Raw genomic sequence first — 12,039 nt, 5'->3', positions numbered from 1 at the left:
CCGCGCGACACGGGTCAGGCGGGCTCGGGCGAACCAAGCGGACCATCGGCCCGACCGGGCTTGTCCGAGCGGCGGACTGTCCGCGCACCTCGATCAGCCGCCCCCTCCGGCCCCCGGCAACCTCACCAGGTCCGCAGGGTGACGATCCGTTCCTCGAGCTGCTCGACGGTCGCCATCGCGGTCACCGGGCCGCCGCACACCCGGCGCAGCTCGTTGTGGATCGCGCCGTGGGGCTTCTTCGTGCGGTGGTGGTACATCCCCACCAGCGCGTTCAGCTCCTTGCGCAGCGCGCCGAGCCGCTCGCTCACCGACTGGGGACGAGCCTGCGGTGCCGGCTCCTCCTTCGCGGGCTTGCGGCGCTTCTCGTCCGCGATCTGCTCCTCCTGCCGCTTCCGCAGCAGCGCGCGGACCTGGTCGGGCTCGAGCAGCCCCGGCAGGCCGAGGTACTCCTGCTCCTCGTCCGACCCCGAGAACACCGCCGTGCCGAACGAGTTGCCGTCGTAGATGACCTGGTCGAGCTCGGCCGAGGCGCCCAGCGAGGTGAACGCCTTCTCCTCTTCGCCCGGCTCGTCCTCGGTGCGGTTGGCCTGGGCCAGGAGCTCGTCCTCCCAGCCCTCCTTCTCGCGGTGCGGCTTGCCCAGCACGTGGTCGCGCTGCGCCTCCAGCTCGCTCGCGAGCTCCAGCAGCACCGGCACCGACGGCAGGAACACGCTGGCCGTCTCACCCTTGCGACGGGCGCGCACGTACCGGCCGATCGCCTGGGCGAAGAACAGCGGGGTCGACGCACTCGTGGCGTACACGCCGACGGCCAGCCGCGGAACGTCGACGCCCTCCGAGACCATGCGGACCGCCACGATCCAGCGCTCGTTCGTCTCGGAGAACTCCTTGATCCGGCCCGAGGCCTTCGGGTCGTCCGACAGCACCAGCGTCGGCATCTCCCCCGAGATGCGCTCCAGGATCTTCGCGTACGCCCGCGCCGACTCCTGGTCGGTGGCGATCACCAGGCCGCCCGCGTCCGGCACGCTCTGGCGCACCTGCGACAGCCGGGTGTCCGCGGCGTGCAGCACCGCCGGGATCCACTCGCCCGCCGGGTCGAGCGCCGTGCGCCACGCCCGGGCGTTCTGCTCCGCGGTCAGCGGCTCGCCGAGCCGCGCGGTGAACTCCTCCCCCGCGCTCGTGCGCCAGGAGGCCTCACCCGAATACGCCAGGAACACGACCGGCCGGACCACGCCGTCGGCCAGCGCGTCCGCGTAGCCGTAGGAGTGGTCGGCCTTGCTGCGCTGGAAGCCGCCCGCGTCCGGCTCGTACGTGACGAACGGGATGGCCGAGTCGTCGGACCGGAACGGGGTCCCGGTCAGCGACAGGCGCCGGACGGCCGGGGTGAAGGCCTCGCGGATCGCGTCACCCCACGACTTCGCGTCGCCGCCGTGGTGGATCTCGTCGAGGATCACCAGCGTCTTGCGGTTCTCGGTGCGCACCCGGTGCAGCGTCGGGTGCGCCGCGACCTGGGCGTACGTCAGGGCGACGCCGTTGTAGTCCGACGACGTCACACCGGTGGTGTTGCGGAAGTTCGAGTCGATCTGGATGCCCGCCGCGGCCGCCGACGCGGCCCACTGGTGCTTGAGGTGCTCGGTCGGCGTGACGATGGTGACGGCCTCGATCGTGCGGTCGCTCAGCAGCTCCGCGGCGATCCGCAGGCCGAACACCGTCTTGCCGGCGCCGGGCGTCGCCACCGCGAGGAAGTCCTTCGGCTTGCGCGTCAGGTACTTGGTGAGCGCCCGCCGCTGCCACGCCCGCAGCGGGCGCGCGGTCGAGTCCTTCTCCGCGGGAGGCGCCCCGAGCTGCGTCTCCGTCATCGCCGGTCCTCCCCCTCGCTCAAGTGCTTTGACGTGCGAAAACCCTCACTGTGGTACCGACTTCCGTGTCGGCGACTGCGGTGAGGGCACTGGAGCGAGTCTACCGGCCGGGTCCGACAGTTCCCGGCACCGGCACGGGTGATGTCCCCCGACACGCCCGGGTGCAGGGGGTGTGACGAGCCAAATCAGCACGGATGGACCATGCTGGACACGTCATGGGTGAGGTGCAGCCGTCCACAGCGACGAAGATGGCCCGAAGGGGGCCGTGGCGCCTCGTCACGCGCACGTTCGCCAAGGCGTGGGAGGGCAACATCTTCTCCGAGGCCGCCGAGGCGGCCTTCTGGCAGACCCTGTCGCTGCCGCCGCTGCTGCTGGGGCTGCTCGGCAGCCTGGGCTTCGTCGGCGAGTGGTTCGGCCAGGACGTCGTGGCGGCCGTGCACGACCGGATCATCGGCTTCTGCAAGACGGTGTTCAGCGCCAACGCCGTCCACGACATCATCGAGCCGACCGTGAACAGCATCCTCACCGTCGGCAAGGGCGAGATCGTCTCGGTCGGCTTCCTCATCTCGCTCTGGGCGGGTTCGTCGGCGATGTCGTCGTTCGTGGACGCGATCACCGTCGCCCACGACCAGTACGGCGTCCGCAACGACGTCTGGCAGCGGATCTTCGCGCTGCTGCTGTACCTGTGCGGCCTGGTCATCCTGGTGGTCGGGCTGCCGCTGCTGGCGATCGGCCCCGACCTGCTGCCGGAGTTCTTCCCCGGCACCTGGCGCCCGACCGTCACGTCGTGGGTGAGCGCGCTGTACTTCCCGACCCTCGGGGTGATGATCACCCTCGCGCTGACCACGCTGTTCAAGCTCGCCCTGCCGCGGAAGCTGCCGTGGCACCGCGGCCTGCCCGGGGCGGTGCTCGCGATGGTCGTGTTCCTGCTCTCCTCGGTCGGCCTGCGCGTCTACCTGAACTGGATCACCAAGACCGGCTACACCTACGGCGCCCTCGCCGCGCCGATCGCGTTCCTGCTGCTGATGTTCTTCATCGGCCTGGCCGTGGTCGGCGGGGCCTACTTCAACAGCGCGATCCAGGAGCTGTGGCCGGCCAAGGCGACCCGGCGGCAGCGGCGCAAGTGGCGACGGCTGGAGATGGAACGCGCGTCCGAGCGGCTGCGCTCGGAAGAGGGCCGCAAGCTGTGGGAGCGCACGACCACGCCGCTGCGGCGCCCGCGCGCCGAAGACGGGGCCACGAACGGCGACGCGCCGGAGGAGGCCGCCGGACCGTCCGAAGAGGACGAGCCGTCACCGAGCGCGCCGGACCCGGCACCCAGCGCAGCTCAGGGTCGCGTCTCCTCCCAGGGGACGACCCGGAATCCACCCCCAGACTGAGTCGCTCCTCAGGTCGGGCGTGGGAGGCTCGGCGGGTCACTGACGCAGGCGTCGGTCGCCGCGTCGTTCCCGAGGGGGTTCCCGAGTCATGTCCGTGCTGGCCAGATTGAGCCTGCGCAACCGAAGCCTGATCGGCCTGCTCGCGCTCGTGGTCGTCGGTTTCGGTGCTTTCGCGCTGCCGCAGATCAAACAGCAGCTGTTCCCGTCGCTGCAGTTCCCGCAGGCCCAGATCGTCACCGCCTACGCGGGCGCGTCGCCCGACGCGGTCGACCGGCAGGTCACCGAGCCCCTCGAAGGGGCGCTGCAGGGGCTGAAGGGCCTCGAAGAGGTCGACTCGACGTCGTCGGACGGGGTTTCGCGCGTCGTCACGAAGTTCGCGTTCGGCACCGACCTCGACGCGGCGGTCTCGCAGATCCAGCAGGCGGTGAACCAGGTCCGGCCGCGGCTGCCGCAGAACTCCGACCCGGCGGTCTCCGCCGGCAGCACCGACGACCTGCCGGTGGTGCTGGTCGCCGCGGGCACCGCCGGTGACCCGCAGAAGCTCGCGCCCGCGCTGACCGACCAGGTCGCGCCGGAGCTGCGGAAGATCGACGGCGTCCGCACCGTGACGGTCACCGGCGTGCAGCAGCCGCGCGTCACGATCACGCTGGACTACGCGAAGCTGGCCGCGGCCGGCGTCGACCCGGCGTCGATCGCGACCACGCTGCAGACCGCCGGTGCCGCCGTGCCGGCCGGCACGCTCACCGAAGGCGACAAGACGCTGTCGGTCCAGGTCGGCGGCGGGCAGACCACTGTGGACACCCTCCGCAACCTCTACCTCACGCCGAGCGCGGCCGCGTCGTCCCGGCCGGGCACCCCGGCGCGCGGGCCGGTGAAGCTGGGTGACGTCGCCGACGTCCAGAGCGGGTTCGCGCCGCCGACGTCGATCACGCGCACCAACGGCAAGCCGAGCCTCGGCCTCTCGGTCACCATGGTGGACAACGGGAACGCCGTCACGATCTCCGACGCGGTCCGCGACAAGCTGCCGGACCTGGGGAAGAAGATCGGCGCCGAGATGAGCGTCGTGTTCGACCAGGGCACGCCGGTGAAGGACGCGATCAGCGGCCTGACCACCGAAGGCCTGCTGGGCCTCGCGTTCGCCGTCGTCGTCATCCTGCTGTTCCTGCTGTCGGTGCGCTCGACGCTGGTGACCGCGGTGTCGATCCCGCTGTCGGTGGTGGTCGCGCTGATCGCGCTGTGGACCGGCGACCTGTCGCTCAACCTGCTCACCCTCGGCGCGCTGACCATCGCGATCGGCCGGGTGGTCGACGACTCGATCGTGGTGCTGGAGAACATCAAGCGGCACCTGGCCTACGGCGAGGAGAAGCAGCGGGCGGTGCTCGACGGCGTCCGCGAGGTGGCCGGCGCGGTGACGTCGTCCACGCTGACGACCGTCGCGGTGTTCCTGCCGATCGCGTTCGTCGGCGGGTTCGTCGGAGAGCTGTTCTCGCCGTTCGCGGTCACCGTGACGGTGGCGCTGCTGGCTTCGCTGCTCGTGTCGCTGACCGTGGTTCCCGTGCTGGCGTACTGGTTCCTGAAGCAGCCGGCCGTCCCGGCGGACGCCATCGAAGCCGAGCGGGCGCGCGAAGCGGCCGTCGAGAAGGAACGCCGCAGCTTCCTGCAGCGGGCCTACCTGCCGGTGATCCGGTTCGCGACCAGGCGGCGGCTGACCGTCGTCCTGCTGGCGCTGCTGATCTTCGCCGGCACGGTCGGGCTCGCGACGCGGCTGAACACGAACTTCCTCGACCAGTCCGGCGGCACCACGCTGAACATGACGCAGAAGCTGCCCGCGGGCACCAGCGTCGAGGCGAAGGAGAAGGCGGCGACGGCGGTCGAGCAGGCGCTGGCCGCGGAGCCCGCGGTGCAGACCTACCAGGTCAGCGTCGGCGGGGGTGGCGCGTTCGGCTTCGGCGGCGGCGGGACCTCGACGAGCATCTCCGTCACCGTCGCGAAGGACACCGACCTCGACGCGCTGTCCGGCCGGCTGCGGTCGAAGCTGACCTCCCGGCCGGAGCTGGGCGAGATCAAGATCGGCGCGGACGCGTCCGGGTTCAACTCCGACCAGGTCTCGGTGACGGTGACCGCGCCGTCGGAGGCCGCGCTGAAACCGGCGTCCGACCAGGTCGTGCAGGCGCTGGGCGGGGTGTCCGGGCTGACCGAGGTGTCCAGTGACCTGGCCGTCGGCTCGCCGCGGGTGCAGGTCGAGGTGGACGACGCCGCGGCCGCCGCGCACGGGCTGTCGGCGAGCACCATCGGCCAGGTCGCCAACCAGGCGATCGCCGGCCGCACGGTGACGCAGCTGCCGGTCGACGGCCAGCGCACCGACGTCGTGCTGCGCGCCGGCACCGCGCCGGTCACGGTCGACCAGGTGAAGGGCCTGCCGATCCCGGGTCCCGCGGGTGTCGTCCGGCTCGACGAGGTGGCGAAGGTGTCCACTGTGGACGGCCCGGCGTCGGTGCACCGCACCGGCGGCGACCTCAGCACCACCGTCACGGCCAAGAACACCGGTGACGACCTGAGCAAGACGACCGCGGACATCAAGTCCAAACTGGACGGACTGACGTTCACCGGCGGCGCGTCCTACTCGCTCGGCGGCGTGAGCCAGGACCAGCAGGAGGCGTTCTCGAACCTGTTCCTGGCACTGCTGGCGGCCATCGCGATCGTGTTCCTGATCATGGTGGCGACGTTCCGGAGCCTGATCCAGCCGCTCATCCTGCTGGTGTCGATCCCGTTCGCGGCGACCGGCGCGATCGGGCTGCTGCTGGCCACCGGCACGGCGCTGGGCCTGCCGGCGCTGATCGGGATGCTGATGCTGGTCGGCATCGTCGTCACCAACGCGATCGTGCTGATCGACCTGATCAACCAGTACCGGGCCGAGGGGATGAGCGTCGCGGACGCCGTCACCGAGGGCGGCCGGCGCCGGCTGCGGCCGATCCTGATGACCGCGGCGGCGACGATCTTCGCGCTGGTCCCGATGGCACTCGGCATCACCGGGCAGGGCGGGTTCATCGGCCAGCCGCTGGCCATCGTCGTGATCGGCGGCCTGGTCAGCTCCACGCTGCTGACGCTGGTGCTGGTCCCGACGCTGTACACGATGGTCGAGACCCGCAAGGAGCGCCGCCGCGCCCGCCGCGAGGCTCGCCGGACCCCGGCGAAGGCCCCGGAGTCGGAGTCCCTGGACCCCGCCCCCACCGCCTGAAAGAGGCATCACGCGTGATCCGGGAGGCATCACGGGTGATGCCCGCCCCGTCACGCGTGATGCCCCTCCAGTCACGCGGAACTCGCGTGATCGGGGACGTGACTCGCGAGTTACGGCCCCGGTCACGTGGATGACGGCTCTGATCACGCGGGTTACGGGTTACTGCTTGAAGCGGTAGGTCATGCTGTCGAAGAGGATGCAGATGCTCGGCGACATCACGATCACGCGCAGGGTGTTGTCCCGCTCGTCGAAGTCGATGCCTTCGACCTCGAAGGTCCCGCTGCAGCCGCTGCGCAGCGGCAGCTGGCCCAGCGACGTGACGTGCCCCGTGACGTCCGAACCGGAAAGCGGGCCCGCGAGGTCGACCTGCAGCAACGGCTTCGTCGTGCCGAAGAGGCTGCCGTCCGGGTCGTCGGACGCGCAGAGCAGGCGGGTCGCGGTCTGGAAGTCGCAGCCCTGGACGTCGCGGACCGGGTGGTCGAGCCGGATCGTGCCCGCGAGAGGCAGGTTCTGCGCCGGGTCGGTGGCCGCCACGCCGGGCATCGGGTGCACCAGGAGGCGGTCCATCGTGCCCCACTCCCCCGCCACCAGCCAGCGCGCGTCCGGCGACACCGCGGCGAAGGAGTTGTTGTTCGCCTCCCACGACTCGAGGGTGTGCTTGTAGTTGGCCCACGAGCCGTCCGGGGCCTGGACGCGGAAGAGCTTCGCGCCCCGGTCGTCACGCTGGTAGGGCTCGACGTACCAGCCCTGGGCCGAGCCCGGGTCGCCGACGTGGTTCCAGCCCTGCGAGTTCAGGTCCGCCGGGATGGTGCCGATCCCGGTGTAGCGGATGGTGGTGCCCGACGGGCGGACGATCGTGGCGAGCCCCTGGCTTTCGTCGAGGGCGCGGGCTTGGTCCCGGCCGACCTCCGACCAGCCCGTGACGGCCTGCGCCAGCGCGGGTGCGAACACGGTGAGCAGGGTGGCTACGGCGACGACGATCCCGGTTCTGCGCATGTGCGACTCCGGTGGGTGAGGGAACCTGGCCCGCTGGATCTACCAGGAGACCCGCACTCCGCACACCCGCCGAATGAAGGTTTTTCACGTTTGTTCGACAAGTTGTCCGATTCCGGACAGCAAGAAGTCCCGGCGGGCACACCCGCCGGGGAACACGTGCGGGGTCACTCCCCCGGGCGCAGCCCGTCGAAGATCTCCTTGCAGGCCGGGCAGACCGGCGACCCGGGCTTCGGCGACTTCGTCACCGGGAAGACCTCGCCGCAGAGCGCCACCACGTGATTGCCCATGACCGCGCTTTCGGCGATCTTGTTCTTCTTCACGTAGTGGAACATCTTCGGGGTGTCGTCGTCGGTGGTGTCCGTGCCCTCGGGCGTGGTTTCCGGCTTCGTCAGCGTCTCGGTGCTCACCCGTCCATTGTGCCCGAGTCCCGTCGAACCTCGTACGAAAGCCCCTCGACCTGGCAGGATCTGCGGCATGTTCCAGAAGGTGCTCGCGACGTTCGGCTCGGGCGGGGCGAAGATCGACGCCCGCCTGCTCGACCGGGCCGCTGCCCCCGGCCGCCCCCTGCACGGCGAGGTGCTGCTGGCCGGCGGCGAGGTCGACCAGGAGATCAAGGGCCTCGCGGTGACGCTGCTGGCCCGCGTCCAGGTCCCCGGCACGGACAAGACCGAGGACCTCCCCTTCGGCTCCCAGCACCTGGTCGGCCGGGAGGTCATCCGCGCCGGCCAGCAGGTCCGGCTGCCGTTCGAGCTGCCGCTGCCCTGGGAGACGCCGGTCACCAGCGTCTACGGCAAGCCGCTGACCGGCATGGCGGTCGGCGTGCGGGCCGAGCTCGACTTGGCGACAGCAGTATCTGACCCGTTCGACGCCGACGCCGTGGCGATCGAACCGCTCCCGGCGCAGAAGCGGGTCCTCGACGCGCTGAGCCGGATCGGCTTCGTCTTCCGTGAGGCGATCCTCGAGCAGGGCCGGATCAACGGAGCCCAGCAGCAGCTGCCGTTCTTCCAAGAGGTCCGCTTCACGCCTTCGCCGCGCTTCGCGAGTGTGTTCTCCCAGCTCGCGGTGACGTTCCTGGCCTCGTCGGAGCGCACCGACGTCGTCCTGGAGGTCACCAAGCGGGTCCGGGTGAGCAAGACCGGCGGCTTCGGCGGGCGCGGGCAGGACTTCCTCGGGATGTTCACGATGAAGCCGGACGTGAACTGGGAGAAGCAGCTCGAGGACTGGCTGGACCAGGTCGCCCGCCCGCGCGGCATCTTCGACTGATGGCCACGCCCCGCGCCGAGCGGCCGCACATGCCCGGCTACGGGATCACGGCCGGTCCCGCCGGGCTGCTGCCCTGGTCGTGGGCGGAGACGCGGCTGCGCGAGTCGCACGACTTCTGGCTGGCGACCATCACCCCGGCCGGGCGCCCGCACCTGATGCCGGTCTGGGCCGTGTGGACCGGCGAGGTGCTGTGGTTCTCCTCGTCCCTGCGGTCGGTGAAGGCGCGGAACGTCGCCGCGGGCTCGGCCGTGTCGATCGCCACGGACGACCCGTACGAGCCCGTCGTCGTCGAGGGGACGGCCGAGATCGTCACCGATCCGGCGGCACTGCGCGGTTTCCTCGACGCGATGAACGCGAAGTACTCGACGGCTTACGGCGAAGACTTCCTCGACCCCGCCGCCAACGCCTCGATGCGGCTGCGGCCGGAGAAGGCGTTCGGCCTGCGGGAGAAGGACTTCACCGGCACGCCGACGCGCTGGACGTTCCCGTGAAGTGGGCCGAAGCGATCGCCACGCTGGGCGGCGCGCCCGGCGCCTGGCCGCGGCTCGAAGCCCGGTACGGCGAACCCCACCGCCGCTACCACACGCTCGACCACGCGGCCGCCGTCGCGCGCGACTCCGCCTGGCTGGCCGCGGATCTCGGCGACGTCGACCGCGCGCTGGTCGCCGTCGCCGCCTGGACGCACGACGTCGTGTACGACGCGAAGCCCGGCGAAGACGAGCGCGCCAGCGCCGCGTGGGCCCGTGAAGCGCTGGCGGGGGTCGCCGAGCCGTACATCGAGCGCGTCGAAGGCCTGGTCCTCGCCACGATCAAGCACGATGCCCCGCCGGACGACCGCCTCGCCACCGCGTTGCTCGACGCCGATCTCGCCATCCTCGGGGCGCCGGAAGCGACGTACGCGGCGTACGCCAAGGCAGTGCGCGAGGAGTACGCGAAGTACCCCGACGACGTCTGGCGCGAAGGCCGCGTCGCCGTCCTCGAAGGCATGCTGGCCCGGACGCTCTACCGCAGCGAAGCCGCGCGGGCACGCTGGGCGACCGCCGCGGAAAAGAACCTCGCGGCCGAGCTGACCCACTGGCGCCGGGAGCAACCCGATCACCGATGATGGTCCCTCGTGACCACCCCACTCACCCTGCACGAAGAGGTCGCCTCGGCGTTGCGTGACGGGCATCCCGTCGTCGCGCTGGAGAGCACCATCCTGTCCCACGGCCTGCCACCGGGCCGCAACCTCGACGTCGCCCACCGTCTCGAGCGCGTGGTGCGCGACGGCGGCGCCGTCCCGGCCACGATCGCGGTGCTCGACGGCCGCGTGGTCGTCGGCCTCTCCCCCGCCGAGCTCGAGCGCGTCTGCGCGCCGGATGCCGGCCTGGACAAGCTGTCGCTGCGCGACCTCGGCCCGGCCGTCGGCCTCGGCCGCTCGGGCGCGACGACCGTGGCGAGCACGTCGGCGCTGGCCGCCGCGGCCGGCATCGGGATGTTCGCCACCGGCGGGCTCGGCGGCGTGCACGTCGGCGCGGCGCAGTCCTGGGACGTCTCGGCGGACCTCGGCGTGCTCGCGAAGGTGCCGACCGTGGTGGTCTGCTCCGGCGTGAAGTCGGTGCTCGACATCCCCGCGACGCTCGAAGTCCTCGAGACGAACTCGGTGCCGGTGCTGGGCTACCGCACCGACGACTTCCCGGCGTTCTACCTCCGCTCGTCGGGCCACGCGGTCGGCTGGCGGGTCGACGACCCGAAGCAGGCCGCCGCCGTCGTCGCCGCACACCGCGCGTTCGCGGATTCCGGTGTCCTGCTGGCGAACCCGATCCCGGAAGCGTCCGAAATGGACAAAGAGCTGCACGACCGGCTGCTCGCCGAAGGCCTTGCGCTGGTGGCCGAGCGGGGCGTGCACGGCGCCGACGTCACGCCGGTGCTGCTGGAGCACTTCCACACGGCCAGCGGCGGCGTGAGCATCGACGCGAACGAAGCACTGGTGCTCAACAACGCGAAGCTCGCGACCGAGGTGGCGGTGGCGCTGGCATGACCGGGATCGTGGTGGTCGGCGACGCGGCCCTCGACGTGATCGCCCGGCACGACAAGCCGTTGCCGCACGGCGGCGACGCCCGCGCGAAGATCCGCTTCACCGGCGGCGGCTCGGGCGCCAACACGGCGCTGTGGCTGCGTTCGCTGGACGCGGACACGACGCTGCTCGCGCGGATCGGCGACGACCCGGGCGGCCGGCTGATCCGCGCGGAACTGGAAGCGGCCGGCGTGCGCTGCGCGTTCGCGGTCGACCCCGAGGCGCCGACGTGCTGCGTCGTGGTGATGGTCGACGGTTCCGGGCAGCGGAGCATGCTCGCCGACCGCGGCGCGAACCAGCGCTTCTCCCCCGAAGACGTCACCCCGGCGGTACTGGCGGACGCGGGCCACCTGCACCTGTCGGGGTACGTGCTGCTCGACCCGCCGTCGCGGGCCGCGGGTCTCACCGCGCTGGCGCTCGCCCGTGAGCTGGGCCTCACGACGTCGGTCGACCCGCAGGCGGCCGCGCACATCACCGACCCGGCGGCGTTCCTCGACGACGTCCGCGGGGTCGACCTGCTGATGCCGAACACCGAAGAACTGGTGGCGCTGACCGGCTCGGCGGACCCGGCGTCGGCGAAGGAACTGCTCGGCACGGTCGGCGCGGTGGTCGTGACCGCCGGGCTGGACGGTGCCAGCTGGGTCGACGACGGCGGCGTCACGAGCGTGCCCGCGATCGAGGCGGAGTGCCTCGACTCGACGGGCGCGGGCGACGCGTTCGACGCGGGCGTGCTCACCGGCTGGCTCGCCGGGGAGTCCACAGTGGACATCCTGCGGCACGGGACGCGGCTGGGCGCACTGGCCGTCGGAAAGGTCGGACCTCAACCGGCCTGAACCCGCATCTTTCTCGGCGAAAGATGCGCCTCGGGGGACCCGGAGCGCAGCTTTCGTCGGAGAAGTGGCGGCTTGGTCAGCCGTCGATGACGCGGTGGGCCGTGTGCTCGATCGCCGTCGGCTCGGCCTGGAAGCGGTTGACCTGCTCGGACTTGCGGGGCGGCCGGTCGTTCGCGATGAGGACCGCGATCCACGGCAGCGGCACCGAGATCGCGAGGAACCCCAGCGCCAGCCACCACACGTGGTAGGTCAGCCCGGCCGCGATGAGGCACGGGATGCGGCAGCACATCATGATGACGTACTTGCGCTTGCGTGCCGCGAACTGCTCTTCGTACGACGGGGCTGCCCCGGTGATCAGCACCGGGTCCGAGTCGTTGGCGGGCATGGTCACTGCACCACCTCCGTGCCCCATCGTCCC

11 protein-coding genes are annotated in these 12,039 nt (G+C 71.5%); 7 read left to right on the top strand and 4 right to left on the bottom strand.

The window, feature by feature from the left end; all coding sequences use genetic code 11:
- Positions 1-122 precede the first annotated feature (122 nt).
- Positions 123-1,856 (bottom strand): DEAD/DEAH box helicase, encoded by a 1,734-nt coding sequence (locus QRX60_RS26690; RefSeq protein WP_285994183.1) that lies wholly within the window; start codon positions 1,854-1,856, stop codon positions 123-125.
- Positions 1,857-2,071: 215 nt separating this feature from the next.
- Here QRX60_RS26690 and QRX60_RS26685 point away from each other — a divergent pair, with 215 nt between their 5' ends.
- Both QRX60_RS26685 and QRX60_RS26680 read left to right on the top strand, forming a co-directional pair.
- Positions 2,072-3,235 (top strand): YihY/virulence factor BrkB family protein, encoded by a 1,164-nt coding sequence (locus QRX60_RS26685; protein ID WP_285994182.1) that lies wholly within the window; start codon positions 2,072-2,074, stop codon positions 3,233-3,235.
- A gap of 88 nt (positions 3,236-3,323) precedes the next feature.
- The gene (locus QRX60_RS26680) at positions 3,324-6,473 is read left to right on the top strand and encodes an efflux RND transporter permease subunit (protein WP_285994181.1); all 3,150 of its coding nucleotides are present in this window, start codon (positions 3,324-3,326) and stop codon (positions 6,471-6,473) included.
- Positions 6,474-6,632: 159 nt separating this feature from the next.
- Here the strand turns inward: QRX60_RS26680 and QRX60_RS26675 are convergent, their stop codons facing one another.
- Together QRX60_RS26675 and QRX60_RS26670 are read right to left on the bottom strand one after the other, a co-directional pair.
- Positions 6,633-7,469, bottom strand: coding sequence for a hypothetical protein (locus tag QRX60_RS26675; RefSeq protein WP_285994180.1), 837 nt, complete (start codon positions 7,467-7,469; stop codon positions 6,633-6,635).
- Between the two features lie 164 nt (positions 7,470-7,633).
- The gene (locus tag QRX60_RS26670; RefSeq protein ID WP_167379801.1) at positions 7,634-7,876 is read right to left on the bottom strand and encodes a DUF3039 domain-containing protein; all 243 of its coding nucleotides are present in this window, start codon (positions 7,874-7,876) and stop codon (positions 7,634-7,636) included.
- 67 nt (positions 7,877-7,943) lie between these two features.
- On the opposite strand from QRX60_RS26670, the gene QRX60_RS26665 reads away from it, so the two are divergent.
- The 5 genes from QRX60_RS26665 to QRX60_RS26645 are packed head-to-tail and all read left to right on the top strand — an operon-like array spanning position 7,944 to position 11,621.
- Positions 7,944-8,732 (top strand): sporulation protein, encoded by a 789-nt coding sequence (locus QRX60_RS26665; protein WP_285994179.1) that lies wholly within the window; start codon positions 7,944-7,946, stop codon positions 8,730-8,732.
- Positions 8,732-9,223: a PPOX class F420-dependent oxidoreductase gene (locus QRX60_RS26660; RefSeq protein ID WP_285994178.1), complete on the top strand. Its 492-nt coding sequence runs from the start codon at positions 8,732-8,734 to the stop codon at positions 9,221-9,223. Before QRX60_RS26665 ends, QRX60_RS26660 begins: the two co-directional genes overlap by 1 nt.
- The gene (locus QRX60_RS26655) at positions 9,220-9,837 is read left to right on the top strand and encodes an HD domain-containing protein (protein ID WP_285994177.1); all 618 of its coding nucleotides are present in this window, start codon (positions 9,220-9,222) and stop codon (positions 9,835-9,837) included. Before QRX60_RS26660 ends, QRX60_RS26655 begins: the two co-directional genes overlap by 4 nt.
- Before the next feature lie 9 nt (positions 9,838-9,846).
- Positions 9,847-10,752: a pseudouridine-5'-phosphate glycosidase gene (locus QRX60_RS26650; RefSeq protein ID WP_285994176.1), complete on the top strand. Its 906-nt coding sequence runs from the start codon at positions 9,847-9,849 to the stop codon at positions 10,750-10,752.
- Positions 10,749-11,621 carry a carbohydrate kinase family protein gene (locus QRX60_RS26645; RefSeq protein ID WP_285994175.1) on the top strand — a complete coding sequence of 291 codons (873 nt, stop codon included), beginning with the start codon at positions 10,749-10,751 and terminating at the stop codon, positions 11,619-11,621. The genes QRX60_RS26650 and QRX60_RS26645 overlap by 4 nt, the downstream gene beginning before the upstream one ends.
- 76 nt (positions 11,622-11,697) lie before the next feature.
- Here QRX60_RS26645 and QRX60_RS26640 read toward each other — a convergent pair whose 3' ends face one another.
- Positions 11,698-12,033 (bottom strand): DUF3099 domain-containing protein, encoded by a 336-nt coding sequence (locus QRX60_RS26640; protein WP_285994174.1) that lies wholly within the window; start codon positions 12,031-12,033, stop codon positions 11,698-11,700.
- Positions 12,034-12,039: the final 6 nt, after the last annotated feature.

This window comes from Amycolatopsis mongoliensis (assembly GCF_030285665.1).
In the GTDB taxonomy this organism is placed as follows: Bacteria; Actinomycetota; Actinomycetes; order Mycobacteriales; family Pseudonocardiaceae; genus Amycolatopsis; species Amycolatopsis mongoliensis.
The sequence above is the reverse complement of the archived record's forward strand: the minus strand, read 5'-3'. Positions and strand labels throughout refer to the sequence as shown.